25 protein-coding genes are annotated in these 26,770 nt (G+C 72.5%); 20 read left to right on the top strand and 5 right to left on the bottom strand.

The genetic code is table 11. The features are described from left to right. Positions 1-9: 9 nt before the first annotated feature. Entirely contained in the window at positions 10-2,463 is a 2,454-nt protein-coding gene (locus RM779_RS09330) for a RelA/SpoT family protein (protein ID WP_311617198.1), read from the top strand. Positions 2,464-2,487: 24 nt separating this feature from the next. Here the strand turns inward: RM779_RS09330 and RM779_RS09325 are convergent, their stop codons facing one another. Together RM779_RS09325 and RM779_RS09320 are read right to left on the bottom strand one after the other, a co-directional pair. Beyond that, positions 2,488-3,717 carry a DUF349 domain-containing protein gene (locus tag RM779_RS09325; protein ID WP_311617197.1) on the bottom strand — a complete coding sequence of 410 codons (1,230 nt, stop codon included), beginning with the start codon at positions 3,715-3,717 and terminating at the stop codon, positions 2,488-2,490. Positions 3,718-3,902: 185 nt separating this feature from the next. Then, positions 3,903-4,766 carry a peptidylprolyl isomerase gene (locus RM779_RS09320; RefSeq protein WP_311617196.1) on the bottom strand — a complete coding sequence of 288 codons (864 nt, stop codon included), beginning with the start codon at positions 4,764-4,766 and terminating at the stop codon, positions 3,903-3,905. A 141-nt stretch (positions 4,767-4,907) separates the two neighbouring features. Here RM779_RS09320 and RM779_RS09315 point away from each other — a divergent pair, with 141 nt between their 5' ends. The 4 genes from RM779_RS09315 (at position 4,908) to RM779_RS09300 (ending at position 9,039) form a co-directional block, all read left to right on the top strand. After that, the gene (locus tag RM779_RS09315; protein WP_311617195.1) at positions 4,908-5,621 is read left to right on the top strand and encodes an MBL fold metallo-hydrolase; all 714 of its coding nucleotides are present in this window, start codon (positions 4,908-4,910) and stop codon (positions 5,619-5,621) included. A gap of 11 nt (positions 5,622-5,632) precedes the next feature. Beyond that, positions 5,633-6,895, top strand: a complete 1,263-nt coding sequence (gene hisS / locus RM779_RS09310; RefSeq protein WP_311617194.1) for a histidine--tRNA ligase — start codon at positions 5,633-5,635, stop codon at positions 6,893-6,895. Between the two features lie 93 nt (positions 6,896-6,988). Next, positions 6,989-7,630 (top strand): vitamin K epoxide reductase family protein, encoded by a 642-nt coding sequence (locus RM779_RS09305; protein WP_077063758.1) that lies wholly within the window; start codon positions 6,989-6,991, stop codon positions 7,628-7,630. A 44-nt stretch (positions 7,631-7,674) separates the two neighbouring features. Continuing rightward, positions 7,675-9,039, top strand: coding sequence for a replication-associated recombination protein A (locus RM779_RS09300; protein ID WP_311617193.1), 1,365 nt, complete (start codon positions 7,675-7,677; stop codon positions 9,037-9,039). A gap of 16 nt (positions 9,040-9,055) precedes the next feature. Here RM779_RS09300 and RM779_RS09295 read toward each other — a convergent pair whose 3' ends face one another. Next, entirely contained in the window at positions 9,056-9,946 is an 891-nt protein-coding gene (locus RM779_RS09295) for a DUF2470 domain-containing protein (RefSeq protein ID WP_311617192.1), read from the bottom strand. Positions 9,947-10,001: 55 nt separating this feature from the next. Here RM779_RS09295 and rpsD point away from each other — a divergent pair, with 55 nt between their 5' ends. Beyond that, complete coding sequence (gene rpsD, locus RM779_RS09290) at positions 10,002-10,613, top strand: 30S ribosomal protein S4 (protein WP_311617191.1); 612 nt, start codon at positions 10,002-10,004, stop codon at positions 10,611-10,613. Here rpsD and RM779_RS09285 read toward each other — a convergent pair. Beyond that, on the bottom strand, positions 10,601-12,898 hold the full coding sequence (locus RM779_RS09285; RefSeq protein ID WP_311617190.1) for an ATP-binding protein: 2,298 nt from the start codon (positions 12,896-12,898) through the stop codon (positions 10,601-10,603). The genes rpsD and RM779_RS09285 overlap by 13 nt on opposite strands. Before the next feature lie 208 nt (positions 12,899-13,106). On the opposite strand from RM779_RS09285, the gene RM779_RS09280 reads away from it, so the two are divergent. The 14 genes from RM779_RS09280 (at position 13,107) to nusB (ending at position 26,136) form a co-directional block, all read left to right on the top strand. Continuing rightward, on the top strand, positions 13,107-13,529 hold the full coding sequence (locus RM779_RS09280; protein WP_311617189.1) for a DUF948 domain-containing protein: 423 nt from the start codon (positions 13,107-13,109) through the stop codon (positions 13,527-13,529). 8 nt (positions 13,530-13,537) lie between these two features. After that, positions 13,538-13,870, top strand: a complete 333-nt coding sequence (locus RM779_RS09275) for a DUF6167 family protein (protein ID WP_311617188.1) — start codon at positions 13,538-13,540, stop codon at positions 13,868-13,870. Beyond that, positions 13,870-16,539 (top strand): alanine--tRNA ligase, encoded by a 2,670-nt coding sequence (gene alaS / locus RM779_RS09270; RefSeq protein WP_311617187.1) that lies wholly within the window; start codon positions 13,870-13,872, stop codon positions 16,537-16,539. Before RM779_RS09275 ends, alaS begins: the two co-directional genes overlap by 1 nt. After that, on the top strand, positions 16,539-17,003 hold the full coding sequence (gene ruvX / locus RM779_RS09265; protein ID WP_077062563.1) for a Holliday junction resolvase RuvX: 465 nt from the start codon (positions 16,539-16,541) through the stop codon (positions 17,001-17,003). The genes alaS and ruvX overlap by 1 nt, the downstream gene beginning before the upstream one ends. 84 nt (positions 17,004-17,087) lie before the next feature. Further along, positions 17,088-18,857, top strand: coding sequence for an endolytic transglycosylase MltG (gene mltG / locus RM779_RS09260; protein WP_311617186.1), 1,770 nt, complete (start codon positions 17,088-17,090; stop codon positions 18,855-18,857). After that, complete coding sequence (locus tag RM779_RS09255) at positions 18,854-19,693, top strand: shikimate dehydrogenase (RefSeq protein ID WP_311617185.1); 840 nt, start codon at positions 18,854-18,856, stop codon at positions 19,691-19,693. The genes mltG and RM779_RS09255 overlap by 4 nt, the downstream gene beginning before the upstream one ends. 106 nt (positions 19,694-19,799) lie before the next feature. Then, the gene (gene aroC, locus RM779_RS09250) at positions 19,800-20,984 is read left to right on the top strand and encodes a chorismate synthase (RefSeq protein WP_311617184.1); all 1,185 of its coding nucleotides are present in this window, start codon (positions 19,800-19,802) and stop codon (positions 20,982-20,984) included. Then, positions 20,981-21,523 carry a shikimate kinase gene (locus tag RM779_RS09245; RefSeq protein WP_311617183.1) on the top strand — a complete coding sequence of 181 codons (543 nt, stop codon included), beginning with the start codon at positions 20,981-20,983 and terminating at the stop codon, positions 21,521-21,523. Before aroC ends, RM779_RS09245 begins: the two co-directional genes overlap by 4 nt. Then, positions 21,520-22,635, top strand: a complete 1,116-nt coding sequence (aroB, locus tag RM779_RS09240) for a 3-dehydroquinate synthase (RefSeq protein WP_311617182.1) — start codon at positions 21,520-21,522, stop codon at positions 22,633-22,635. The genes RM779_RS09245 and aroB overlap by 4 nt, the downstream gene beginning before the upstream one ends. After that, positions 22,632-23,072 (top strand): type II 3-dehydroquinate dehydratase, encoded by a 441-nt coding sequence (gene aroQ, locus RM779_RS09235; RefSeq protein WP_311617181.1) that lies wholly within the window; start codon positions 22,632-22,634, stop codon positions 23,070-23,072. The genes aroB and aroQ overlap by 4 nt, the downstream gene beginning before the upstream one ends. Positions 23,073-23,170: 98 nt before the next feature. Then, positions 23,171-23,899 (top strand): AAA family ATPase, encoded by a 729-nt coding sequence (locus RM779_RS09230; protein WP_394813256.1) that lies wholly within the window; start codon positions 23,171-23,173, stop codon positions 23,897-23,899. Positions 23,900-23,958: 59 nt separating this feature from the next. Continuing rightward, a complete protein-coding gene (locus RM779_RS09225) occupies positions 23,959-25,071 on the top strand; it encodes a M24 family metallopeptidase (protein ID WP_311617180.1) in 1,113 nt (370 codons plus the stop codon). 70 nt (positions 25,072-25,141) lie between these two features. After that, entirely contained in the window at positions 25,142-25,708 is a 567-nt protein-coding gene (efp, locus tag RM779_RS09220) for an elongation factor P (protein WP_311617179.1), read from the top strand. A gap of 2 nt (positions 25,709-25,710) precedes the next feature. Then, a complete protein-coding gene (nusB, locus tag RM779_RS09215) occupies positions 25,711-26,136 on the top strand; it encodes a transcription antitermination factor NusB (RefSeq protein ID WP_311617178.1) in 426 nt (141 codons plus the stop codon). Positions 26,137-26,200: 64 nt separating this feature from the next. Here nusB and bldD read toward each other — a convergent pair whose 3' ends face one another. Next, complete coding sequence (gene bldD / locus RM779_RS09210; RefSeq protein ID WP_077062573.1) at positions 26,201-26,701, bottom strand: transcriptional regulator BldD; 501 nt, start codon at positions 26,699-26,701, stop codon at positions 26,201-26,203. Positions 26,702-26,770: the final 69 nt, after the last annotated feature.

Here is a 26,770-nt window from a genome sequence, read left to right as displayed (position 1 = left end):
GGAGTGCCCTTGCCAGACGACGCCCAGCCGCTCACCTCAGTCCAGCGGAAGAGTGCCAAGCCGTCCACCGCCCTCAGCTGGCGGGACGGCGCGGACGGTCGCGCCCAGGCACCGGCCGCCGCGCAGCCGGCGCCCGCAGTCTCCGGCGTCTCGGGCCGTTCCGGCTCTTCCAACCGGGTACGCGCCCGGCTCGCCCGGCTCGGCGTCCAGCGGTCAAGTCCCTACAACCCGGTCCTGGAGCCGCTGCTGCGCGTGGTCCGCGCCGGGGACCCCAAGGCCGACACCACGGTGCTGCGGCAGATCGAGCGCGCCTACCAGGTCGCTGAACGCTGGCACCGCGGGCAGAAGCGCAAGAGCGGCGATCCTTACATCACCCATCCGCTGGCCGTGACCACCATCCTGGCGGAGCTGGGCATGGACCCGGCCACTCTGATGGCCGGTCTCCTGCACGACACGGTCGAGGACACCGAGTACGGGCTCGACACCCTCCGCCGCGACTTCGGTGACCAGGTCGCCCAGCTCGTCGACGGCGTCACCAAGCTCGACAAGGTCAAGTTCGGCGAGGCCGCGCAGGCGGAGACGGTCCGCAAGATGGTCGTGGCGATGGCCAAGGACCCCCGGGTTCTGGTCATCAAGCTCGCGGACCGCCTGCACAACATGCGGACCATGCGTTTCCTCAAGCGCGAGAAGCAGGAGCAGAAGGCCCGCGAGACGCTGGAGATCTACGCCCCGCTCGCGCACCGCCTGGGGATGAACACGATCAAGTGGGAGCTGGAGGACCTGGCGTTCGCCATCCTCTACCCCAAGATGTACGACGAGATCGTGCGGCTGGTCGCCGAGCGCGCCCCCAAGCGTGACGAGTACCTCGCCACCGTCATCGACGAGGTACAGGCCGACCTGCGCGGCGCGCGGATCAGGGCCACGGTCACCGGGCGCCCCAAGCACTACTACAGCGTGTACCAGAAGATGATCGTGCGCGGCCGGGACTTCGCCGAGATCTACGACCTGGTCGGCATCCGCGTACTCGTCGACACCGTCCGTGACTGCTACGCGGCGCTCGGCACCGTCCACGCCCGGTGGAATCCGGTGCCGGGGCGGTTCAAGGACTACATCGCGATGCCGAAGTTCAACATGTACCAGTCGCTGCACACGACGGTCATAGGACCCGGCGGCAAGCCCGTCGAGCTCCAGATCCGCACCTTCGACATGCACCGGCGCGCGGAGTTCGGCATCGCGGCCCACTGGAAGTACAAGCAGCAGGCCGTCGCCGGCTCCTCCAAGGTCCGCTCCGACGCCCCGAAGAAGGGCGAGCGCAAGGGGGGCAGGAGCACCGTCGACGACATGGCGTGGCTGCGGCAGCTCCTCGACTGGCAGAAGGAGACGGAGGACCCGGGGGAGTTCCTCGAATCGCTGCGCTTCGACCTGTCGCGCAACGAGGTGTTCGTCTTCACGCCCAAGGGCGACGTGATCGCGCTGCCCGCCGGCGCCACGCCCGTCGACTTCGCCTACACGGTCCACACCGAGGTCGGCCACCGCACCATAGGGGCCAAGGTCAACGGGCGTCTGGTGCCGCTGGAATCGACGCTCGACAACGGCGACACCGTGGAGATCTTCACCTCCAAGGCCGAAGGCGCGGGGCCCTCGCGCGACTGGCTCGGCTTCGTCAAGTCGCCGCGCGCCCGCAACAAGATTCGCGGCTGGTTCTCCAAGGAGCGCCGCGACGAGGCGATCGAGCAGGGCAAGGACTTCATCACCCGCGCCGTCCGCAAGCAGAACCTGCCGATCCAGCACGTGCTCAGCGGCGACACGCTCGTCACGCTCGCCCACGAGATGCGCTACCCGGACATCTCCTCGCTGTACGCCGCGATCGGCGAGGGCCACGTCTCCGCGCAGTCCGTCGTGCAGAAGCTGGTGCAGGCCGTCGGCGGCGAGGAGGCGGCGAACGAGGACATCGCCGAGGCCGCCCCGCCCGTACCGGCCCGCGGCAAACGCCGGACCACCGCCGACCCCGGCGTGGTCGTCAAGGGCGTGGACGATGTGTGGGTCAAGCTCGCCCGCTGTTGTACCCCGGTGCCCGGCGACCCCATCATCGGCTTCGTCACCCGGGGCAACGGGGTCTCCGTGCACCGTGCCGACTGCGTCAACGTCGACTCGCTGGCCCGCGAGCCGGAGCGCATCCTCGACGTCGAGTGGGCTCCCACCCAGTCCTCCGTCTTCCTGGTCGCCATCCAGGTCGAGGCCCTTGACCGCTCGCGGCTGCTGTCCGACGTCACACGGGTGCTCTCCGACCAGCACGTGAACATCCTGTCCGCCGCCGTGCAGACCTCCCGGGACCGCGTCGCCACCTCGCGCTTCACCTTCGAGATGGGCGACCCCAAGCACCTGGGGCACGTGCTGAAGGCCGTGCGCGGTGTGGAGGGCGTCTACGACGTCTACCGCGTCACCTCGCCGCGCCGCCCCTGACGCACCGGCCCCGCCGCCATCCGGTCAGCCGCCGAACTCCTGCAGGCCCTTGAGCGCCTGGTCCAGCAGGGCCTGCCGGCCCGCCAGCTCCTGCTCCAGCTTGTCGGCCTTCGCGGTGTTGCCGGACGCCCTGGCCCGCTCCGCCTGCTCGCGCAGCCGGTCCACCGCATCCTGCAACTGGCCCGTGAGCCCCGCCGCCCGCGCCCTGGCCTCCGGATTGCTCCGGCGCCACTCGACGTCCTCGGCTTCCGCCACCGCACGCTCCACCGCGTGCATCCGGCCCTCGATCCCCGCCCGCGCGTCGCGCGGCACGTGACCGATGGCCTCCCAGCGTTCGCCGATGGACCGCAGGGTCGCCCTGGCCGCCCGCAGATCCGCCACGGGCAGCAGCTTCTCGGCCTCGGCGGCCAGCTGCTCCTTGCGCGCCAGATTGTCCCGCTGCTCGGCGTCCCGCTCGGCGAACGCGGAGCCGCGGGCCTGGAAGAAGACGTCCTGCGCCGCCCGGAACCGGGTCCACAGGTCCTCCTCGGCGTCCCGGTGCGCCCGGCCCGCCGCCTTCCACTCCCGCATCAGCTCGCGGTAACGGGCGGCCGTCGGGCCCCAGTCCACGGAGTCGGACAGCGCCTCCGCCTCCGCGATCAGCTTCTCCTTGCGGCGCCTGGTGTCCTCGCGCTGCGCGTCCAGTGCCGCGAAGTGCGACTTGCGGCGCTTGGAGAACGCGGAACGCGCCTGCGAGAACCGGTGCCACAGCTCGTCGTCGGTCTTGCGGTCAAGCCTGGGCAGTCCCTTCCACGTGTCCACCAGGCTCCGCAGCCGCTCGCCCGCCGACCGCCACTGCTCGCTCGCGGCCAGCTCCTCGGCCTCCGCGACCAGGGCCTCCTTGGCGGACCTGGCCTCATCGGTCTGCCGGGCCTTCGCCGCCTTCCGCTCCTCCCGGCGGGCGTCGACCGCGGAGACGAGACCGTCCAACCGCGTGCCGAGCGCCGCCAGATCGCCCACCGCGTTCGCGGCGTCCACCTGCTCCCTCAGGTGCCCGATGGCCGTCATCGCGTCCTTGGCGGACAGGTCCGTCGTCCGTACCCGGCGCTCCAGGAGGCCGATCTCGACGACCAGGCCCTCGTATTTGCGCTCGAAATAGGCGAGCGCCTCCTCGGGGGAGCCGGCCTGCCAGGAGCCGACGGCCTTCTCGCCGTCCGCCGTCCGAACGTACACGGTCCCCGTCTCGTCAACGCGGCCCCACGGCTCGCTGCTCACAGCGCCTCCTCGTTTGATGCGCGCGACAGGGCCTCACGCCCCCGGCACCGTCCACAGTTCTCGGCCGGTCCAACCGTTGTCTTCTCCCGCCTGACCGGCGCAGGCACCCTACACAACGCCAACATAGGCGACAGGCCGCCCGGCTGTCCGCACCTTGCCCGGCGGAAATTGCCGCTCAGCGGGCCTCATTCCGCCACCACCTCTTCCACGGTGGCCTCGTTGATGACGACGGTCGCGTGGGGCGCGGTGTTCCCGGTCGTCGGATCGGGTTGGGTGGCGCCCGTCTCCGCGATCAGCTGCACCACGTCAAGACCTTCCGTCACCGTGCCGAAGGGCGTGTAGTCGGGCGGCAGCTGGCTGTCCTCGTACACGATGAAGAACTGGCTGCCGCCTGAGTCGCGCCCGCTGTCGTCCTGCGGGTTGTACTGGTTGGCCATCGCCACCGTGCCGGCCGGGTAGACGCCTTCGGCCACGTCCGGGTCGTCCAGGTTCTCGTCCGGGATCGTGTAGCCGGGCCCGCCGGCCCCGGTGCCCTCCGGGTCGCCGCACTGGAGGACGAAGATGCCCTCGGGCACCAGGCGGTGGCACCTGGAGTGGTCGAAGAAGCCTTCACCGGCGAGGAAGTTGAACGAGTTGACCGTGCGCGGGGCCACCTCGGCGTCCATGGTGATCCCGATATCGCCGCAGGTGGTCCGCAGCCGCATCAGGTAGTCCGACGCGGTGTCCACGGCCATCTCCGGCTCCTCCTCCCAGGTCTGGGTCGAGGGCTCCCCCTCCGCCGGCTCCTCGCACGGGTCCTCCACGGGCGGGCTCGTCTCCTCGCCTGGGTCCGCGGTCGCCTCGTCGTCCGCGGCCTGCTGCGAGTCCTCGTCGTCGCCCCCGCTCAGCACGGCCCACGCCGTTCCGCCCCCCGCGAGGAGGGCCACGAGCAGGGCGACGAGCAGAATCTGGCGACGGCGTCCCCGCCGTGCCCGGTTCGCCCGCCGCTGCTGCTGCCGTTCGAACTTCGCCCGCGCGAGCTGCCTGCGGCGCTGCTCCTTGCTGACCACCGAGCTCTCCCTTGTCTCGACTGTCCCGACGTTGCTATCGACCAGCCCCGTGGCGTCACCGTATACGGGTTCGCCCGCGCTGCACCGCCGCCGGTAGGCTCTTGCCCAAGCCGCACCCGCCACGACGACCGAAGGACGACCTTGCTCATCGCTGGCTTTCCTGCCGGGGCCTGGGGGACCAACTGCTATCTGGTCGCGCCCGCGGCCGGCGAGGAATGCGTGATCATCGACCCGGGGCACCGGGCCGCGCCGGGCGTCGAGGAGACGATCGCCAAGCACCGGCTGAAGCCGGTCGCGGTCATCCTCACCCACGGCCACATCGACCACGTGGCCTCGGTCGTGCCCGTCTGCGGGGCCAGGGGCGTGCCCGCCTGGATTCACCCGTCGGACCGCTTCATGCTCACCGACCCGGAGAAGGCCCTCGGCGCCAAGCTCGGGGCCCCGCTGCTCGGCGAGCTGACCCTCGGCGAGCCCGACGACCTGCGTGAGCTGAGCGACGGCGCCGCGCTGTCGCTGGCGGGTCTCGAGTTCTCCGTCGCGCACGCGCCGGGCCATACCAAGGGGTCGGTGACCTTCCGGCTGCCCGAGCAGGCCGACGTTCCGCCGGTGCTGTTCTCGGGCGACCTGCTGTTCGCCGGCTCCATCGGACGCACCGATCTGCCCGGCGGGGACCACGCCGAGATCCTGCGGTCGCTGGCCCGTGTCTGCCTGCCGCTGCCGGACTCGACCGTGGTGCTCTCCGGGCACGGCCCGCAGACCACCATCGGCCGCGAGCGCGCCACCAACCCGTTTCTGCGGGAGACGGCCGCCGGCCACGGAGCCGCCGACGCCGCGGCCCCGCGACCAGGAATGTGAAGACTCTTCCCGTGAGCACCTTTTCCGCCCCCAAGGGCACCTACGACCTGCTGCCGCCCGACTCCGCCGCCTTCCTCGCCGTGCGCGAGGCCCTCGCCGCCCCGCTGCGCGGCGCCGGGTACGGCTACGTCGAGACGCCCGGCTTCGAGCACGTCGAGCTGTTCTCCCGCGGCGTCGGCGAGTCCACCGACATCGTGACCAAGGAGATGTACACCCTCACCACCAAGGGCGGCACGCGCCTGGCGCTGCGCCCCGAGGGCACCGCGTCCGTGCTGCGCGCCGCGCTCCAGGCCAGCCTGCACCGCGCGGGCAGCCTGCCCGTCAAGCTCTGGTACTCGGGTACCTACTACCGGTACGAGCGCCCGCAGGCGGGCCGTTACCGCCACTTCTCGCAGATCGGTGCCGAGGCCATCGGCACCGAGGACCCCGCCCTCGACGCCGAGCTGATCATCCTCGCCGCCGACGCCTACCGTTCGCTCGGCCTGACCGGTGTGCGGCTGCTGCTCAACTCGCTGGGGGACCGGGAGTGCCGGCCCGCCTACCGGGCCGCGCTCCAGGAGTTCCTGCGCGGGCTCGACCTGGACGAGGACACCCGGGCGCGCATCGAGATCAATCCGCTGCGCGTCCTGGACGACAAGCGCGAGAGCGTGCGGCGCCAGCTCGCCGGTGCGCCGGCGATGAGCGATCACCTGTGCCAGGCGTGCAAGGAGTACCACGAGCAGGTCCGCGATCTGATCAGCGGTGCGGGTGTCGCCTTCACGGACGACGAGCGGCTCGTGCGCGGTCTGGATTACTACACCCGCACTACGTTCGAATTTGTCCACGACGGGCTCGGCTCCCAGTCCGCGGTCGGCGGCGGCGGGCGGTACGACGGCCTCTCCGAGATGCTCGGCGGCCCGGCGCTGCCCTCGGTCGGCTGGGCCGTCGGCGTGGACCGCACCCTGCTGGCGCTGCGCGCCGAGGGCGTCGTCCAGGACCTGCCCTCGCCCACCGACGTCTTCGCCGTCCCGCTGGGCGAAGAGGCCCGCAGGGAGCTGTTCACCATGGTCACGGCCCTGCGCAGGGCGGGCGTCGCGGCCGACTTCGCCTACGGCGGCCGCGGGGTGAAGTCGGCGATGAAGTCGGCCAACCGCAGCGGTGCCAGGTACGCCGTGGTGGCGGGTGACCGGGACCTCGCCGAGGGCGTGGTCCAGGTCAAAGACCTCGGCAGCGGCGAGCAGTCGCCGGTGCCGCTGACGGCCGTGGTCGACGATCTGCGCCGCCGGCTGGCCTGAGCGGCGGGGTCCCGGTTGACATCAGCGCGCCGTGAGCGTTGTGTCACTCCTGCAGAATGGACAGCCGGACCCCTGACGGAGCGGATTGGCGAGATGGCAGCATCGGCGGTGGACGTGGCCCGTACGGACGGCGGGCCCGTGGCCCATGGCGGGCGGCAGGTCGTGGGGGCCGGGCGCGCGTTCGCGCTGACCCTGGTGGTCACCGGCTTCGCCGGGCTGCTGGCCTCGTGGGTCATCGTGCTCGACAAGTTCCACCTGCTCGAGGACCCGGACTTCACGCCCGCGTGCAGTCTCAACCCGGTCGTGTCCTGCGGCAACATCATGGAAAGCGAGCAGGCGGAGGTCTTCGGCTTCCCCAATCCGATGCTCGGCATGGTGGCCTACGGCGTGGTGATCGCGGTGGGCATGGGCCTGCTGGCCGGGGCGGCCTACCGGCGCTGGTTCTGGCTGGGCCTCCAGGCCGGCACGCTGTTCGGCGTCGGCTTCTGCACCTGGCTCCAGTACCAGTCGCTGTACGAGATCAATGCGCTGTGCCTGTGGTGCTGCCTCGCCTGGGCGGCGACGATCGTCATGTTCTGGTACACGACGCTGCACAACGTGCGGAACGGTATTCTGCCCGCGCCCGAGGGCGTGCGCCGGACGATGGCCGAGTTCCACTGGCTGATCCCCGCGGTGCACATGGGGATCATCGGCATGCTGATCCTCACGCGCTGGTGGGACTTCTGGACCAGCTGACCTGCCCGGACCACGCTGTCGGTGGGGTGGCTTAGGGTCGTGGCGTGGAGCCCGATCTGTTCACTGCCGCCGCCGATGAGCGCGCGGAGAAGGACCCGTCCGCCCGGCCGCTGGCCGTTCGGATGCGCCCGCGCACCCTGGACGACGTCGTCGGCCAGCAGCACCTGCTGCGGCCCGGGGCGCCGCTGCGCCGCCTGGTGGGCGAGGGCGGCGGTGGTCCGGCCGGCCCGTCCTCGGTCATCCTGTGGGGGCCGCCGGGCACCGGCAAGACCACCCTGGCCTATGTGGTGAGCCAGGCCACCGACAAGCGCTTCGTCGAGCTGTCGGCGATCACCGCGGGGGTCAAGGAGGTGCGTGCCGTCATCGACGGGGCGCGGCGCTCCTCCGGGGCGTTCGGCAAGGACACGGTCCTCTTCCTCGACGAGATCCACCGGTTCAGCAAGGCGCAGCAGGACTCCCTGCTGCCCGCGGTGGAAAACCGGTGGGTCACCCTGATCGCCGCCACCACGGAGAATCCGCACTTCTCGGTGATCTCGCCGCTGCTGTCGCGGTCCCTGCTGCTGACGCTCGAGCCGTTGACCGAGGACGATCTGCGGGGGCTGCTGCGCCGCGCGGTGGCCGAGGAGCAGGGGCTCGCCGGCGCGGTCGCGGTGCCGGACGACACGGAGGAGCACCTGCTCCGCATCGCCGGCGGGGATGCGCGGCGCGCCCTGACGGCGCTCGAGGCCGGTGCGGGGGCCGCCCTGGCCAAGGGCGAGGCGGAGATCACCCTGAGTACGCTGGAGGAGGCGGTGGACCGCGCGGCGGTGCGGTACGACAAGGACGGCGATCAGCACTACGACGTGGCGAGCGCCCTCATCAAGTCGATCCGCGGCTCGGACGTGGACGCGGCGCTCCACTACCTCGCGCGCATGGTCGAGGCGGGCGAGGACCCCCGTTTCATCGCCAGGCGGCTGATGATCTCGGCCAGTGAGGACATCGGCATGGCCGACCCGACCGCGCTGCCGACGGCCGTGGCCGCCGCGCAGGCGGTGGCGATGATCGGTTTCCCGGAGGCCGCCATCACCCTCAGCCACGCGACCATCGCGCTGGCCCTCGCCCCCAAGTCCAATGCCGCGGTCGTCGCCATCGGCGAGGCCCAGGCGGACATCAGGGCCGGTCTCGCGGGTCCGGTCCCCGCCCATCTGCGGGACAGCCACTACCAGGGCGCCAAGCGCCTCGGCCACGGCGCGGGCTACCAGTACCCGCACGATCTGCCGGGCGGTATCGCGGCCCAGCAGTACGCCCCCGACGCCGTGGACGGGAAGCGGTACTACCGGCCCACCGGGCACGGGGCGGAAGGGCGGTACGCGGAGGTGCTGGAGCGGGTCAGGAGGCGGCTGGGGGACGGCCGTGAGCCGCGCGGCTGACGGCCGTCCGCCGGGCTCACGCGCCCGCTGCTTCGAACAGCTGGCGCATCGCCCGCCGCAGTTGGGTGAGGTCCCGCACCGGCTCGGGGAAATCGAAACGCGCGTCGAAGCACGCCTCGCCGGCGCGGAAACGCACCCGCAGCCCGAAGCGGTCGAGGCCGAGCGGCGTCACCGCCTCCCAGGGGACGGCGCGCCCGCCCGCGGCCGGCCACGCCATGCCGCAGTCGGCCGGGCCCCGGCCCAGCAGCGTGCACAGGGAGCGCAGTTGGGTTTCGTGGGCGGCGGCGAGGTGCTGAAGCAGCTCGGCCTCGTGCCGGGCCAGCGGGTCGGGCGCGGCCTCGGCAAACTCGTCCGGCTCCACGTGGCAGGCGCCCCAGAGGTCGTCGGTGAACGCCTCGCCCACCTCCAGGCGCAGCACCGGGTCGGCGTCCTCGTGTTCCGCGCCGCCAGGCCCCAGTCCCGGCAGGGCGTCCAGGGCGGGGTACCGTTCGGCCAGCAGGCCGATCGCCGTGGCCCGTTCCGCGCCCCGCGCGGTGGTCAGCCAGCCGGCCACCCAGCCGCGTCCGCGGATGCGGTGGGGCACGGCGACGGGGGCGACATCCGTGAGTTCGATCACGGCCGTCAGCTCGTCGGCCAGGGCATGGGCGGCGATCCGCGCGGTCGGCGAGCCGGAGACGGCCAGCAGGTACACGTCTCCCGAGGGCGCGACGACGCGGAAGTCGAGCGCCCAGGCGCCGGGTTCCTCCTGGTCGGCGCCGGGAATCGCCAGCGTGGCGGAGGCGTTGGACGCGAGCAGGGTGCGCACCCGCTCGGCGGCGGTCGGCTGCCCGGCTTCTTCGTCGGGGCACGGCGGGCCCTCGTGATCACGGTGTCCCGTTCCGGGCGCTGGGCTCCCAGGTCGAATCATGCGCACTCCTCAGCTAAGGTAAGGCTCACCTAACTTACATGGAGGTCAGTTCCACGTGAACCAGTCGCGTCCCAAGGTCAAGAAGTCGCGCGCCCTCGGCATCGCGCTCACCCCGAAGGCCGTCAAGTACTTCGAGAAGCGCCCCTACCCGCCGGGCGAACACGGGCGCGGCCGGAAGCAGACCAGTGACTACAAAGTCCGTCTGCTGGAGAAGCAGCGCCTGCGCGCCCAGTACGACATCAGCGAGCGCCAGATGGTCCGCGCCTACGAGCGTGCCCGCAAGGTCGAGGGCAAGACCGGCGAGGCGCTCATCATCGAGCTCGAACGCCGTCTGGACGCCCTGGTGCTGCGCTCGGGGCTGGCCCGCACGATCTACCAGGCGCGCCAGATGGTCGTGCACGGCCACATCGCGGTCAACGACCGCAAGGTGGACAAGCCGTCCTTCCGCGTCCGCCCCGACGACGTCGTCTCCGTTCGCGAACGCAGCCGCGTCAAGCACCCGTTCCTCGTGGCCAGGGAGGGCGGCTACGCGGGCGAAGGCGAGACGCCGCGCTACCTCCAGGTCAACCTCGAAGCCCTGGCGTTCCGCCTCGACCGCGACCCCAACCGCCGCGAGATCCCGGTCATCTGCGACGAGCAGCTGGTCGTCGAGTACTACGCACGCTGACCCCCGCGGAACCGCCCGTGCTCCCCGCCGTCCCGGCGGGGAGGGGCGGCCGGGGAGCCGCCCGCCGCCCGCGCCTGCCCGCCCGCGGCCGGGGCGACGCCGGCCGGCGCCTGCCCGCCCGCCGCGTGCCCGGCTGCCGCGCGTTCCTCGTCCGCGAAGCGGCGGCGCAGGGCCCTGGCGACCGCGGCGTCCGCGTCGAGCCGTTCCCCCTCCCCGATGCACTCGCGGAACCTGGCGGCGCCGAGCTCCCGGCGCAGGTGCCGTTCGCACTGGATGTGCGGCGCGTTGAAGTAGCCCGAGCCGAAGAGCTGCATCCCCACCGACCGCCACTGCCGCCCCGCGGCGCCCTGGAGCACCGCCGCCTCTGCCGGGTGCCCCTCGGTGGCCGTGACACCCGCGAGCAGTTCGAGCGCGAGCACCGTTCCGACCAGGTCCTGGAAGGCGTGGCTGACCGGGAGGGATGCCTCCATCAGCCGCCTGGCCTCGACCGTGTCCCCCTGGCTCCACGCGGCGAAGCCCAGCACGTACAGCGCATAGGTGCGCGCCCAGCGCTCGCCGTGCTCGTCGCACACCTGCCTGGCCTCCTCGCACAACGCCACCGCGCCGGCCAGATCCCCCTGGAAGGCGACGGCCATCGCGAGCTGCGCCTGGCACATCAGCACGTCGCTGTTCAGCTCGCCGATCTCCTCGAACCGGTCGAGCGCCGCGCGCAGCAACTGCTCGGCGCGCTGCGTCTCGTCGCTGATCAGCGCCAGGCAGCCGTTGCGGTGGTCGGCGTAGGCGGCGGCCCTCGCGTTGCCCGTGCGCTCGGCGCCCTCCTGGCACTCGTGCAGCGCGGAGAGCGCGCGGACGGTGTCGCCCTCGAGAACGGCGACGTAGCCCGCCACCCACAGGGCCTTCAGCCGCGTCTCCTCGTGGTCGGTCTCCAGCTGGAGCGCGCGCCTCAGCCAGTGCCTTCCCTCGCGGAGCCGCCCGCAGCCGACCCAGCAGAACCACAGCGTGCCGGCCAGGTAGAGGCTGAGGCGCCCGTCCTTCTCGTCCAGCGCGAACTCGAGCGCCGCCCGCAGATTCGGCATCTCGTCCTCGATGCGCCGCGCCACCTCGGCCTGCCGCGGGCTGAACCACTCCAGTTCGCACCAGGTGACGAGGCCGGTGCACCAGTCGCGGTGCCTGCGCCGCAGCCGGTCGCTGTCGCCGGTGGCCGCCAGCCAGTCGGCGCCGTACGCCCGCAGCGTCTCCAGCAGCCGGTAGCGCACCCCGGAGGCGGCGTCCTCGCGGCTCACGACGGACTGCGCGACCAGCTCGGTCAGCACGTCGAGCACGTCCTCGGCCGGCAGATCGGGTCCCGAGCAGACGTATTCGGCGGCCTCCAGGTCGAAGTGCCCGGCGAAGACGGACAGCCGCGCCCATAGCAGCCGTTGCGCCGGGGTGCACAGCTCGTGGCTCCAGCCGATCGCCGTGCGCAGCGTCTGGTGGTGCGGCGGCGCGTCCCTGCTGCCGCCGACCAGCAGCCGGAACCGGTCGCCGAGCCGGTGCAGCGTCTGGTCGAGGGAGAGCGTCCGCAGCCGCCCCGCGGCCAGTTCGAGGGCGAGCGGGATGCCGTCGAGCCGGTGGCACAGCTCGGCGACGACCTTGTGGTTGTCCTCGTCGATGGCGAAGCCCGGCAGTACGGCGGCGGCCCGGTCGGCGAACAGCCAGGCGGCCTCGCTCAGGGGTGCGTGGGAGCTGGCCGCGCCTGTGCCCGGCACGGGGGCCGCCAGCGGCGGGAGCGGGTAGAGGCGTTCGCCGGCCACGCCGAGCGGGCGGCGGCCGGTGGCCAGCACCCGCAGCCCGGGAGCCCGGCGCAGCAGGTCGTGCACCAGCTCGGCGGACGGCTCGACGAGGTGCTCGAAGCCGTCGAGGACGAGCAGCAGGCGGCGGTCGGCCAGCCGTTCGGTGAGCACCGTGCGCGGCGGCCGGCCGGTGTGGTCGGTCAGTCCGAGCGCGTCCACGACGGCGTGGTCCAGCAGTTCGGCGTCGCGCACCGTGGCCAGCTCGACCAGCCAGACACCGTCGCAGAAGCGTTCCTGCGCCTGTCGGGCGGCCTGCACCGCGCACCGCGATTTTCCGACACCGCCGACCCCGGTCACCGTCACCAGCCGTGACACCGTCAACTTCCGAACGAGAACGCCCACTTCGACGTCCCGGCCGATGAACCGCGTGAGCTCGGCGGGCAGATTGCCCGGCCTGCGGCCGCGCCCCGAATTCTCCCGGGCCCCGGGCCCTGATCCCTGAAAGCCTCGCATGGGACACGGAGCGTACTGGGGGGTATGCAGAACGTACAATTGCGGCCGCCCGGTCTTGGCAGCCGCGGGTGATTGCGGTACGAGCGCGGGGGGCGGGCGCGATAGGGTCGGGACCTGCCGTCGGCCTGCCCACGGGGCCGCCGCCCTGGCGCACGGCGGCCGAACGACAGCTGTCAGAAAGTACCCGTCCGAGGGAAGCGGTGCGCTTGTGTCCGGTGGAGAGGTGGCCGGCCTCCTCGTGGCCGTCTTCTGGGCCATCCTGGTCTCGTTCCTCGCCGTGGCGCTGGTCCGGCTGGCCCAGACGCTCAGGGCCGCGACCAAGCTGGTGACGGACGTGACGGAGCACGCCGTTCCGCTGCTCGGCGAGGCGTCCAGGACCGTGAAGTCCGCGCAGGCCCAGCTGGACCGCGTGGAGACCATCGCCTCCGACGTGCAGGACGTCGCGGCCAACGCCTCGGCCCTCTCCGGCACCGTCGCCTCCACCTTCGGCGGGCCGCTGGTCAAGGTGGCCGCCTTCGGCTACGGCGTGCGGCAGGCGCTGCGCCGCCGCGGCGGCGGGCCGCCTGCCGGCGGCGAGCCGGCCGTCAGGACGATCCCGGTCCCCCGGCGCCGTTCCCCGCGAAAGGACTGATACCGGCCATGATCCGCCGCGCCTTCTGGTTCACCACCGGCGCCGCAGCCGGGGTCTGGGCCACCACCCGGGTCCAGCGCAGGCTCCGCGCACTCGCGCCCGACAGCCTCGCAGTCCGGGCCGCCGACCGCGCCGTGGCGGCGGGCCACCGCGTGCGCGGGTTCGCGATCGACGTCAGGACGGGCATGGCCAGGCGCGAGGAGGAGCTGAACGACGCGCTCGGCGTCGGCGGCGGTGCCGCGCCGCCCGCCCTCCTGCCCCCGCCCGCCCACGGAGCCGGGACCGTCCCGGCCGCAGACACCACCGGAATCACCGGAACGACCGGAAAAGAGGATCACTGATGGAGTCGGCTGAAATCCGCCGTCGCTGGCTGAGCTTCTTCGAGAAGCGCGGGCACACCGTCGTGCCCTCGGCGTCGCTGATCGCGGACGACCCCACGCTGCTGCTCGTTCCCGCCGGCATGGTGCCGTTCAAGCCGTATTTCCTCGGCGAGGTCACCCCGCCCTACCCGCGCGCCGTCAGCGTGCAGAAGTGCGTGCGGACCCCGGATATCGAAGAGGTCGGCAAGACCACCAGGCACGGCACGTTCTTCCAGATGTGCGGCAACTTCTCCTTCGGTGACTACTTCAAGGAAGGCGCGATCACCCTCGCCTGGGAGCTGCTGACCGGCCCGGTCGCCGAGGGCGGCTACGGTCTCGACCCCGAGCGGCTGTGGATCACCGTCTACGAGCAGGACGACGAGGCCGAGCGCATCTGGCGGGACGTCGTCGGCGTGCCCGCCGAGCGCATCCAGCGCCTGGGCATGGGCCCCAACTTCTGGTCGATGGGCGTGCCGGGACCCTGCGGGCCCTGTTCCGAGATCAACTACGACCGCGGCCCCGAGTTCGGCCCCGAGGGCGGCCCCGCCGTCAACGACGAGCGCTACGTGGAGATCTGGAACCTGGTCTTCATGCAGTTCGAGCGGGGCCCGGGCGAGGGCAAGGACGACTTCCCGATCCTCGGTGAGCTGCCCGCCAAGAATATTGACACGGGACTCGGTCTCGAACGCCTGGCGATGATCCTCCAGGGCGTACAGAACATGTACGAGACGGACACCCTGCGCGTCGTCATCGACAAGGCCGGCGAGCTGACCGGCGTGCGGTACGGGGAGGCCGACGGCTCCGACGTCGCGCTGCGCGTGGTCGCCGACCACATGCGCACCTCCGTCATGCTGATCGGCGACGGCGTCACCCCCGGCAACGAGGGCCGCGGCTACGTGCTGCGGCGCATCATGCGCCGCGCCATCCGCAACATGCGGATTCTGGGCGCGGACCGGCCCGTCGTCGGCGAGCTGGTCGACGTGGTGCTGACCACGATGGGGGAGCAGTACCCCGAGCTGCTGACCGAGCGCGGACGCATCGAAACGGTCGCGCTGGCCGAAGAGGCGGCGTTCCTGAAGACCTTGCGCGCCGGGACCAACATCTTCGACTCCGCCGTCACCGAGACCAGGGCCGGCGGCGGCAGCATGCTGGCCGGGGACAAGGCGTTCCTGCTGCACGACACCTGGGGCTTCCCGATCGACCTGACGCTCGAAATGGCCGCGGAGGCCGGTCTCTCGGTGGACGAGACGGGCTTCAGGCGGCTGATGAAGGAGCAGCGCGAACGGGCCAAGGCCGACGCCAGGGCCAAGAAGCAGGGCCACGCCGACCTGTCCGCCTACCGTCAGGTCGCCGACGCCTCCGGGATCACGGAGTTCGTCGGCTACACGCGCACGGACGGCGAGTCGACCGTGGTCGGGCTCCTGGTCGACGGCGTCTCGGCGCCCGCCGCGCACGAGGGCGACGAGGTCGAGGTCGTGCTGGACCGGACCCCGTTCTACGCCGAGGGCGGCGGCCAGCTCGCCGACACCGGGCGCATCCGCCTCGACTCGGGCGCCGTCGTGGAGGTCAGGGACGTCCAGCAGCCGGTGCCCGGCGTCACCGTTCACAAGGGCGAGGTCCAGGTCGGCGAGGTCACCGTCGGCGCCGGCGCGTACTGCCACATCGACATCGGGCGCCGCCGCGCCATCGCCCGCGCCCACAGCGCCACCCACCTCACGCACCAGGCGCTGCGCGACGCCCTGGGGCCCACCGCGGCGCAGGCCGGCTCGGAAAACTCGCCGGGCCGCTTCCGGTTCGACTTCGGCTCGCCGGCCGCGGTGCCGGGCACGGTCCTCAGCGACGTCGAGCAGAAGATCAACGAGGTACTGTCCCGCGAACTCGACGTCACGGCCGAGGTGATGTCGATGGACGAGGCCAGGAAGCAGGGCGCCATCGCCGAGTTCGGCGAGAAGTACGGCGACCGGGTGCGGGTGGTGACCATCGGCGACTACTCCAAGGAGCTGTGCGGCGGCACCCACGTGCACAACACCGCGCAGCTCGGCCTCGTCAAGCTGCTCGGCGAGTCCTCGATCGGCTCGGGCGTGCGCCGCGTCGAGGCGCTGGTCGGCGCCGACGCCTACCGTTTCCTCGCCCGTGAGCACGCCGTGGTGGCGCAGCTGACCGAGCTGGTCAAGGGGCGCCCCGAGGAGCTGCCCGAGCGGATCTCCGGCGTGCTGTCCCGGCTTAAGGAGGCGGAGAAGGAGATCGAGCGCTTCCGCGCCGAGAAGGTCCTCCAGGCCGCGGGCGCGCTCGCGGAGGGGGCGCGCGACGTGCGCGGCGTGGCGCTCGCCACCGGCCGGGTACCCGACGGCACGACGGCCGACGACCTGCGGCGGCTCGTGCTGGACGTGCGCGGCCGGATGCGGGGCGACCGGGCCGCCGTGGTCGCGCTGTTCACCGTGGTCAAGGACCGCCCGCTGACGGTCGTCGCCACCAACGAGGCGGCGAGGGAACGCGGTCTGAAGGCCGGTGACCTGGTGCGCACCGCCGCGAAGGCGCTCGGTGGTGGCGGCGGCGGTAAGCCGGACGTCGCCCAGGGCGGCGGGCAGGACCCGGCGGCCATCGACGAGGCGCTGGCCGCGGTCGAGCGCCAGGTCGCGGACATCGCCTGATGCGGCGCGGCAGGCGGCTGGCCGTCGACGTGGGGGAGGCCAGGATCGGGGTGGCGAGCTGCGACCCCGACGGCCTGATCGCCACTCCGGTCGAGACGGTGCCGGGCCGTGATGCCGCGGCGGCGCAGCGGCGGCTGGCGGAGCTGGTCGCCGAGTACGAGCCCCTTGAGGTGCTGGTCGGTCTCCCGCGGTCGCTCGGCGGCGGCGAGGGCCCGGCGGCGGCGCGGGTCCGGGCGTTCGCCGAGCGCCTCGCGCGCCGGATCGCACCGGTGCCCGTCCGGCTGGTGGACGAACGGATGAGCACCGTCAGCGCCGCCCGTGGCATGCGGGCCTCCGGGGTCTCGGCCAAGAAGGGCAGGCCTCGGATCGATCAGGCCGCCGCCGTCGTGATCTTGCAGGCCGCGCTCGAAACCGAGCGCACCGCGGGACGGCCACCGGGGCAGTGCGTCGAAGTGGTTGTCTGATCGCGATACGGTAACGTTCCGCGCGACAGGGCAGCCGTGCGGACCGCGGGGGACCGGCTGCCGCCTTGCATGACAAGGGGTTCGATGACTGACTATGGCCGGAATCCCGGCTCCGAACCGTGGTACCCCGATGACCCGCACCATGCGGATCGGAACTGGTCCGACGGGCAGGAGGGGGCAGGGAGCCAGCCTGCGCAACAGGGCTCGTGGGAGCAGCAGTACGACGCGCAGCAGCAGGCGTACTACCCGCCGCAGCAGTACGCCGATCAGGGCGGCTGGGACACCACGGGCGGGCACTATGCGCAGGGCGCCTATCCCGCGGCAGGGCACCAGGGTGCCGATTACGGGACCGGCGAGTACCAGGGTGGCTACGGCGCCGGTCACCAGTACCCGGAGCAGCAGCAGTACCCCGGGCAGCAGTACACAGAACAGCAGCAGTACGGGGTCCAGCAGCAGTACGGGGACCAGCAGTACCCGGAGCAGCAGTACGCGCAGCATCCGGGGCTCGACCCGCACCCGCAGTCCCCGCGGCACGGGGAGTACGCCGGGCACGACCAGTACCAGCACCATCAGCAGCACGATGCGATGGCGCAGCAGGGCGGGCAGGCGCCGTACGGGCAGCAGCAGCAGCGGCAGGACAGGATGCAGGCCCCGGATGAGGCGCCGCCGGCCGGCCGCGGGCGGCAGCCGGGGCCCGATCCGGATACCGGGTGGGACCCGGGCCCCGACCAGGGCGAGTTGGACTTCTTCGGCCGCGACGAGGACGAGGACGACGGCAGCCCCGAGGACTCCGGCCGGCGCTCCGGGCGCCGCGGCGACCGGCCGAAGAAGCGGCGCGGCCGCGGCTGCATGGTCGCGGCCCTGCTCGTCGTCGGCGGCGTGGGCGGCGCCGGTTACTTCGGCTACCAGTTCTACCAGGACCGGTTCGCCCCGGCGCCCGACTACGCCGGGGAGGGCACCGGCGAGGTGCAGGTGACGATCCCCGACGGCGCCACGGTCTCCGACATGGCGAACCTCCTGCGCGAGGCGGACGTCGTCCGCAGCCACGACGCGTTCGTGGAGGCGGCCGGTGCGGACGGCCAGCTGATCCAGGCGGGCGTCTACGTGCTGCGGGAGCAGATGTCGGCCGAGTCCGCCGTCGAGCTGCTGCTCGACCCGGCGGCCATCAGCGCGCTCATCATCCCCGAGGGCCGCCGCGCCACGCAGATCTACGCCATGATCGACGAGTACCTCGGCCTGGCGGAGGGCACCACCGCCGAGGCCGCCGAGAACGCCGATCTCGGGCTGCCGGACTGGGCGGAGGGCGATCCGGAGGGATTCCTCTTCCCCGCGCGCTACGACGTGGGCGCGGACACCGCGCCCGAGGAGGTGCTGCGGGCGATGGTGGACCGGGCGGAGGCCGAGTTCAGCGAGGTCGACCTGGAGAGCCAGGCCGCGGAGATCGGCTTCACCCCGCGGGAGGTGCTGATCATCGCCTCATTGATCGAGGCGGAGGGGCAGTCGGACGAGGAGTTCGTCCGGGTCTCGCGGGTCATCCACAACCGGCTGGACGACAACACGCGGCTGGAGTTCGACTCCACCATCAACTACGCCATGGGCCGCTCCGAGCTGCAAACCACCATCGAGGACACGGAGTACGACTCGCCGTACAACACGTACGTCGAGTTCGGGCTGCCGCCCGGCCCCATCGACAACCCCGGGCACGAGGCCATCGAGGCGGCGCTCAACCCGGCCGACGGGCCCTGGCTCTACTTCGTCACGGTGCGCGAGGGCGACACCCGTTTCACGGACGACTACCAGGAACACCTGCGGAACGTCGAGGACTTCAACGCGGCCCAGCAGGAGGGCGAATGACGGAGCACACCCTCGCGGGGCGGCGCGCCGCGGTACTCGGTTCGCCCATCGACCACTCGCTCTCGCCGGTGCTGCACCGGGCCGCGTACCGGGCGCTCGGGCTGGACACATGGTCCTACGGGCGGTTCGAGGTCGATGAGCAGGCCCTGCCCGGCTTCGTCGCGGACCTCGGGTCCGACTGGGCCGGCCTCTCCCTCACCATGCCGCTGAAGCGCGCGGTGATCCCGCTGCTCGACGAGATCGGCGACACCGCCGCGTCCGTGGGAGCCGTCAACACGGTGACGTTCGCCGCGGACGGCCGTCGCCTGGGCGACAACACGGATGTCCCCGGCATGGTCGAGGCCCTGCGCGAACGCGGGGTGACGCGCGTGGCGGGCGCGGCGGTGCTGGGCGCGGGCGCCACCGCCTCCTCGGCGCTGGCCGCGCTGGCGCAGATCTGCGACGGCGAGGTCGCCGCCTACGTGCGGACCCCGGAGCGGGCCGCCGAGATGCGCGGCTGGGGCGAACGGCTCGGGGTGCGGGTGAGTACCGGCGGCTGGGAGGAGGCGGCGCGGGCCTTCGAGGCCCCGCTGGTGATCGCCACCACCCCCGCGGGCGCGACCGACGCCCTGGCCGCGGCGGTGCCAGGCGCGCCCGGCACCCTGTTCGACGTGCTCTACGAGCCCTGGCCCACGGCCCTCGCGGCCGCCTGGGCGGCCCGCGGCGGCGAGGTCGTCGGAGGGCTCGACCTCCTCGTGCACCAGGCCGTCCTCCAGGTGGAGGCCATGACGGGTATCGCGCCGGCACCGCTGAAGCAGATGCGCGCCGCCGGGCAGGCGGCGCTCACCAGCCGCTGAGCGCCCCCCGGTGCGGCCCGCACCTCACCGGAAGGAGTCCCGCGCGGCGGGCGTGGGAGGATCAACGGTGAGAGGTCCCACAGGCGCGAATTCCTAAGGAGCACCGTTGAGCAGGCTGCGCTGGCTGACGGCGGGAGAGTCGCACGGTCCCGCCCTGGTGGCGACCCTGGAGGGGCTGCCCTCCGGGGTGCCCGTCACCACCGAGATGGTTGCGGACGCCCTGGCCCGTCGGCGGCTCGGCTACGGCCGCGGTGCGCGGATGAAGTTCGAGCGCGACGAGGTCACGTTCATCGGCGGCGTCCGGCACGGGCTCACGCTCGGCTCGCCGGTGGCCGTCATGGTCGGCAACACCGAGTGGCCGAAGTGGGAGAAGGTCATGGCGGCCGACCCCGTCGACCCGGCGGAGCTGGCGGAGCTCGCCCGCAACGCCCCGCTGACGCGCCCGCGCCCGGGGCACGCCGACCTCGCCGGCATGCAGAAGTACGGCGTGAACGACGCTCGTCCCATCCTGGAACGGGCCTCCGCGCGCGAGACCGCGGCCCGGGTGGCCCTCGGCACGGTCGCCAGGTCCTACCTCAGGGAGACCGCGGGCGTCGAGATCGTCTCCCACGTGGTGGAGCTGGGCGGGGCGCGCGCCCCGCACGGCGTGCTCCCGCGGCTGACGGACACCGCGCGGCTCGACGAGGACCCTGTGCGCTGCCTGGACGCCGACGCCTCCAAGGCGATGGTCGCCGAGATCGACCAGGCCCACCGGGACGGCGACACCCTCGGCGGCGTGGTCGAGGTCCTCGCCTACGGCCTGCCGGTCGGGCTCGGCTCCCACGTGCACTGGGACCGCCGCCTGGACGCCCGTCTCGCGGGCGCCCTGATGGGCATTCAGGCCATCAAGGGCGTGGAGCTCGGCGACGGCTTCGGGCTGGCCCGGGTGCCGGGGTCGAAGGCGCACGACGAGATCGTGCGCGGCGAGGACGGCATCCGCCGGGCGAGCGGCCGTTCCGGCGGCACCGAGGGCGGCCTGTCCACCGGCGAAGTGCTGCGCGTGCGGGCCGCGATGAAGCCCATCGCCACGGTGCCCCGCGCGCTGGCCACGGTGGACATCGCCACCGGGGAGGCCACCAGCGCGCACCACCAGCGGTCCGACGTCTGTGCCGTTCCGGCCGCCGGCATCGTCGCGGAGGCCATGGTCGCGCTGGTGCTCGCGGACGCCGTCGCCGAGAAGTTCGGCGGGGACAGCGTGGCCGAGACCCGGCGGAACGTGACCGGGTTCCTCGACAACCTGGAGATCCGGTGAGCGGCACCGGGGCCGGGCGGGGGGCGCATGGCCCCGCCGTGGTGCTGGTGGGGCCCCCGGGGTCGGGCAAGTCGACCGTCGGCGCGGTGCTCGCGCGGCGGCTCGGCTGCACCGTCCGCGACACGGACACCGATATCGAGGCGACCGCGGGCAAGCCGATTCCCGACATCTTCGTGGAGGACGGCGAGCCGCGGTTCCGCGAGCTGGAGGCCGCCGCCGTGCGCGCCGCCGTCGCTGAGCACGACGGTGTCGTCTCGCTGGGCGGCGGCGCCATCATGGACCCGGAGACCCGCGCGCTGCTCGCCGGGCTGCCCGTGGTCTTCCTCGACGTGGCGCTCGCCGAGGCCGTTCGCCGCGTCGGCCTCGACGTTCCCCGTCCGCTGCTCGCCGTCAATCCCAGGCAGCGGTGGCGGGTGCTGATGGAGGAGCGCCGCCCGTTCTACACCGAGGTGGCCCGCGCGGTCGTGCAGACCGCGGAGCGCACGCCGGACGAGGTCGCCCGGGCCGTCCTTGACGCATTGGAGCTCAAGACCGCATGACCAACTCCCCGAAGGACCCACCCACCGACGCGCCCACCCGGATCACCGTGGGCGGCAGCGCGGGCACCGCGCCCTACGACGTGCTGGTCGGCCACCGCCTGCTGGGCGAGCTTCCGCAGCTCATCGGCACGGCGGCGCAGCGGGTGGCGGTGCTGCATCCCGAGGCGCTCGCCGAGTCGGGAGAGGCGGTGCGCAAGGATCTGGCGGAGCAGGGTTACGAGACCATCGCCGTTCAGCTGCCCAACGCGGAGGAGGCGAAGACCGCCGAGGTCGCCGCCTACTGCTGGACGGCCCTGGGACAGAGCGGTTTCACCCGCACCGACGTGATCGTCGGCCTCGGCGGCGGCGCGGCCACCGATCTCGCCGGCTTCGTCGCGGCCACCTGGCTGCGCGGCGTGCGCTGGATCGCCCTGCCCACCACCGTGCTCGGCATGGTGGACGCGGCGGTCGGCGGCAAGACCGGAATCAACACCGCCGAGGGCAAGAATCTGGTGGGTGCCTTCCACCCGCCCGCCGGGGTGCTGTGCGACCTGGCCGCGCTGGACTCGCTCCCGGTGCACGACTACGTGTCCGGGCTCGCCGAGGTGATCAAGGCCGGCTTCATCTCCGACCCGGTCATCCTGGACCTCGTCGAGTCCGATCCCGAGGGCGCCCGCGGGCCGCGCGGGCCGCACACGGCCGAGCTGGTCGAGCGCGCCATCCGCGTCAAGGCCGAGGTGGTGGCCACCGACCTGAAGGAGTCGGGGCTGCGGGAGATCCTCAACTACGGGCACACGCTGGCCCACGCGATCGAGAAGAACGAGCGGTACCAGTGGCGGCACGGCGCCGCCGTATCGGTCGGCATGGTCTTCGCGGCCGAGCTCGGCCGTATCGCGGGCCGCCTCGACGACGCGACGGCCGACCGCCACCGGGCGGTGCTGGCCTCCGTCGGCCTGCCGGTCACCTACCGCGGGGACCAGTGGCCGCGGCTGCTTGAGACCATGCGTATCGACAAGAAGTCCCGTGGCAACCGGCTCCGTTTCATCGTGCTGGACGGGCTGGCACGGCCGACGGTTCTGGAGAGCCCCGATCCGGCGATGCTGCTGGCCGCACACGCGGAGATCGCCGCATGAGCCGCCCGGTCCTGGTGCTGAACGGGCCCAACCTCGGGCGCCTGGGCTCCCGCGAGCCGGACGTGTACGGCTCGACCTCCTACGCGGGGCTCGTCGAACGGTGCACCGCGCTCGGCAAGGAGCTGGATCTCGCCGTCGAGGTCAGGGAGACCAACGACGAGGGCGAGCTGATCCGCTGGCTGCACGAGGCGGCGGACGGGGCCGTGCCCGTGGTGCTCAACCCCGGTGCGTTCACCCACTATTCGTACGGCCTGCGGGACGCCGCCGCCCAGCGGACGGCCCCCCTGATCGAGGTGCACATCTCCAACCCGTACCGCAGGGAGGAGTTTCGTCACACCTCGGTGATCGCCTCCGTGGCCAGCGGAACGGTCGCGGGATTCGGGATCGGCTCGTATCTGCTGGCCCTGCGGGCGCTGGCCGAGGAGTTGGCCGGCTGAGCCGGGCGTGCGGCACTTCCCGGCAGCGCCGCACGTTCACCCCGCAGCCGGTACCACCGGGTACGGTGTGTCTGGTCCGAAGGGATGCACGTGCCCGTGTGCCGTGCGGAGACGACGTAGGTGGGGAGCGGATGCAACAGTCCGGCGGGATGCCTGTGCCACCCCCAGCCCCGCTCGACGGCGGGACGGCCAGCTCCCTTCAACTGCCTGCCGACAGCATGGTGCCCGCGCCGTCCCCGGCCACCGGGACCGTGCGGCCCGACGTCACCCACGTCGGCGTGGCCGTGCTGCTGATCGGGCCGGCCGGCGCGGGCAAGACGACGGTGGCCAGGTTCTGGGCCGAGCGCAGGCCGGTGCCGACGGCCCACATCAGCCTCGACGACGTCCGGGAGTGGGTCAGGTCGGGCTTCGCCGACCCCCGCTCCGGGTGGGACGACCGCTCCGAGGCCCAGTACCGGCTGGCCCGCAGGACCTGCGGCTTCGCCGCGCGGAACTATCTGGCCAACGGCATCTCCTGCATCCTGGACGACGCCGTCTTCCCCGACCGGCCCGCGGTCGGCCTCGGCGGGTGGAAGCGGCATGTCGGCCCCGGCCTCATCCCGATCGTGCTGCTGCCGGGGCTCGACGTCGTCCTGGAGCGGAACGCGGCGCGTTCCGGCACCCGCCGCCTCTCCGACGAGGAGGTGGCCACGATCCACGGCCGGATGGCCGGGTGGTACGGCTCCGGACTGCCGATCATCGACAATTCCCGGCACGACGTGGCCACCACCGCCCGCATGCTGGACGACGCGGTGGCGCGCAGCCTGATGAGCCCGCCACAGTGGTGACCGCTCATCCGGACGCGCTCAGGCGGGCGAAGGGCACCGGCCCTGCGTAGGCTCGACCCATGTCCGAGGTACACGCGGCCAGACGGTCGCGGCTGCGGGCCCGCCGCGCGCCGGCGGGCGCCGAGGCCGCCCTGGTGTCCCGGTCGGCCAACGTCCGCTATCTGGCGGGCCCGGCGCCGGCGGGTGCCGTACTGCTCGTGGGCCACTCCGGCGCCGACGTGCTGTTCGCCCACTGGAATCCGGCGGGCGATCCGGCCGGTCCGCGCCCGGCGGGCGACGACGGGCTGCGCAGCGTGGCCCTCGGCACGGATGCCGACCCGGCGGTGACCGCCGCCGCGCAGGCGGCGCGGGACGGCGCGGCGGCGCTGTCCGTCGAGGAGCACCACCTGACGGTGGCCAGGCACCGTGCCGTGGCCGCGGCGGTCCCCGACCTGGTGCTGAACGATCTGGACCGCGCGGTGGAGCGGCAGCGGCTGGTGAAGGACGAGGACGAGATCGCGGCACTGCGGTCCGCGGCGGAGATCACCGACCGGGCGCTGGGCGAGCTGCTGGAGTCGATCCTCGTCGGCCGGACCGAGCGCCATCTCGCCCTGGAGCTGGAACGGCGCCTGGTGGACCACGGCGCGGACGGTCCGGCGTTCCCCACCTCGGTGGCGACGGGCAGCCACTCGGGTCTTGCCGGGCACCGGCCGACCGACCGGCGCGTGGAGGAGGGCGATTTCCTCACCGTCTGCCTGGGGGCCCGCTTCCGTGGCTACCGCTGTCAGATCGGGCGGACGTTCGTCATCGGAACGAGCCCGGCGGACTGGCAGATCGAGTTGTACGAGGTGGTCTTCGCAGCCCAGCGGGCGGCCCGCGAGGCGCTGGCACCCGGGGCGGAGTACCGGTCGGTGGACCGGGCGGCGCGGGACGTGCTGGACGCCGCGGGGCACGGCAAATCGCTCGGGCCCGTCACCGGGCACGGGGTGGGGCTGGAAATCGGGGAGGACCCTCAGTTGGCGCCGACGGCCATGGGTAGACTGGGCCCTTGTGTTCCGGTCACCGTCGAGCCGGGAGTCCATCTTCCAGGCCGGGGCGGTGTCCGGATCGACGATACGCTCGTCGTCCGCTCACCGGCGGACGGCGGACCCGAGCTACTCACCATCACGACCAAGGAGCTCCTCGCCCTCTAGGCCCTGCCAGGGGGTGGCGCGAGGAAACCGCGGTCACCTCACGCAGCATTCGGTAGGAGATTCCGCGACCGTGGCCACCACGAACGACCTCAAGAACGGCATGGTGCTCAAGCTCGACGGGGGCCAGCTGTGGTCCGTTGTCGAGTTCCAGCATGTGAAGCCCGGCAAGGGCGGCGCATTCGTGCGCACCAAGCTCAAGAACGTACTCTCCGGCAAGGTGGTCGACCGGACCTTCAACGCCGGCACCAAGGTCGACACGGCGACCGTGGACCGACGTGGTATGCAGTTCTCCTTCAAGGACGGCAACGACTTCGTGTTCATGGACACCCAGACGTACGACCAGCTGCAGGTCAACCCCGAGACCGTGGGCGAGGCGGCCAACTACCTCCTGGAGGGCCAGGACTGCACGGTCGCCATCTACGAGGAGAACCCGCTGTTCGTGGAGCTTCCCGCGGCGGTCGAGCTGGTCATCGAGTACACGGAGCCGGGCGTCCAGGGCGACCGCTCCACCGGTGGCACCAAGCCGGCCAGGCTGGAGACCGGCTACGAGATCGGCGTGCCGCTCTTCATCACGACCGGCGAGAAGATCAAGGTCGACACCCGCTCCGGCGAATACCTTGGCCGGGTGAACAGCTAACCGTGGCTGCCCGCAGCAAGGCCCGCAAGCGCGCCCTCCAGATCCTCTTCGAGGCCGATCAACGCGGCGTCCCGCCGGTCGACGTCCTCGCGGACTGGGTGCGGCTCGCCCGGACCGACGACCGGCAGCCGCCGGTCAGCGAGTACACCCGGGAGCTGGTCGAGGGCTTCGCCGCACATGCGGAGCGCATCGACGAGCTGATCACGCAGTACACCGTGAGCTGGCCGCTGGACCGCATGCCGGTCGTGGACCGCAATATTCTGCGACTGAGCACCTTCGAGCTGATCTGGCAGGACGACACGCCGGACGCCGTCGTGCTGGACGAGGCGGTGCAGCTGGCCAAGGAGTTTTCCACGGACGACTCCCCGTCCTTCGTCAACGGCCTGCTCGGCCGTCTGAAGGACCTCAAGCCCACGCTCCGCCGCTAGACCGCCGTGGACTGCCGGGGCGGGTCCGCCGCCCCGGCAGTCCGGTGATCCACCGGCGAAGGCGTCAGCCTTCCTCGGCCTGCACCGCCCGGCGCGCGTCCGCGCCCAGCACGCCCCAGCTGATCAGCTGCTCGGTCAGGACGGACGGCGACTGGTCGTAGATCACGGCCAGGGTGCGCAGGTCGTCCTGCCGGATCGACAGCACCTTGCCGTTGTAGTCGCCGCGCTGGCTCTGGATCGTCGCGGTGTACCGCTGGAGCGGCCCCGCCTTCTCGCTGGGCACGTGGGCCAGGCGCTCCAGGTCGAGCACGAGCTTCGGCGGCGGCTCGGCGGCACCCCCGGGCGTCGAGCCGGGCAGCAGCTCCTGCACCGGGACGCCGTAGAAGTCCGCCAGCTCCGCAAGGCGCTGCACGGTCACGGCACGGTCGCCGCGCTCGTAGGAGCCGACGACGACCGCCTTCCAGCGGCCCTGCGACTTCTCTTCGACGCCGTGAAGCGACAGACCCTGCTGGGTGCGGATGGCGCGGAGCTTGGCCCCGAGCTGTTTGGCGTATTCGCTGGACATGTGTCTCCCCGGACGGCTACTTCGTAACTCACTGTGAGGTTACGCAGCGTGATATCTCCCGTCAAGCCG

This window comes from Streptomyces johnsoniae, from assembly GCF_031845565.1.
Classification (GTDB): Bacteria; Actinomycetota; Actinomycetes; order Streptomycetales; family Streptomycetaceae; genus Streptomyces; species Streptomyces johnsoniae.
This window is presented reverse-complemented; position numbering and strand designations above follow the sequence as displayed.

Excerpts from the sequence above, each read along its gene's own strand:
- aroB (WP_311617182.1), top strand. The coding sequence starts at position 21,520 with ATGACCAACTCCCCGAAGGACCCACCCACCGACGCGCCCACCCGGATC.
- alaS (WP_311617187.1), top strand. The coding sequence starts at position 13,870 with ATGGAGTCGGCTGAAATCCGCCGTCGCTGGCTGAGCTTCTTCGAGAAG.
- RM779_RS09275 (WP_311617188.1), top strand. The coding sequence starts at position 13,538 with ATGATCCGCCGCGCCTTCTGGTTCACCACCGGCGCCGCAGCCGGGGTC.
- RM779_RS09225 (WP_311617180.1), top strand. The coding sequence starts at position 23,959 with ATGTCCGAGGTACACGCGGCCAGACGGTCGCGGCTGCGGGCCCGCCGC.
- RM779_RS09255 (WP_311617185.1), top strand. The coding sequence starts at position 18,854 with ATGACGGAGCACACCCTCGCGGGGCGGCGCGCCGCGGTACTCGGTTCG.
- RM779_RS09305 (WP_077063758.1), top strand. The coding sequence starts at position 6,989 with ATGGCAGCATCGGCGGTGGACGTGGCCCGTACGGACGGCGGGCCCGTG.
- mltG (WP_311617186.1), top strand. The coding sequence starts at position 17,088 with ATGACTGACTATGGCCGGAATCCCGGCTCCGAACCGTGGTACCCCGAT.
- RM779_RS09295 (WP_311617192.1), bottom strand. The coding sequence starts at position 9,946 with ATGATTCGACCTGGGAGCCCAGCGCCCGGAACGGGACACCGTGATCAC.
- RM779_RS09285 (WP_311617190.1), bottom strand. The coding sequence starts at position 12,898 with ATGCGAGGCTTTCAGGGATCAGGGCCCGGGGCCCGGGAGAATTCGGGG.
- bldD (WP_077062573.1), bottom strand. The coding sequence starts at position 26,701 with ATGTCCAGCGAATACGCCAAACAGCTCGGGGCCAAGCTCCGCGCCATC.
- aroQ (WP_311617181.1), top strand. The coding sequence starts at position 22,632 with ATGAGCCGCCCGGTCCTGGTGCTGAACGGGCCCAACCTCGGGCGCCTG.
- ruvX (WP_077062563.1), top strand. The coding sequence starts at position 16,539 with ATGCGGCGCGGCAGGCGGCTGGCCGTCGACGTGGGGGAGGCCAGGATC.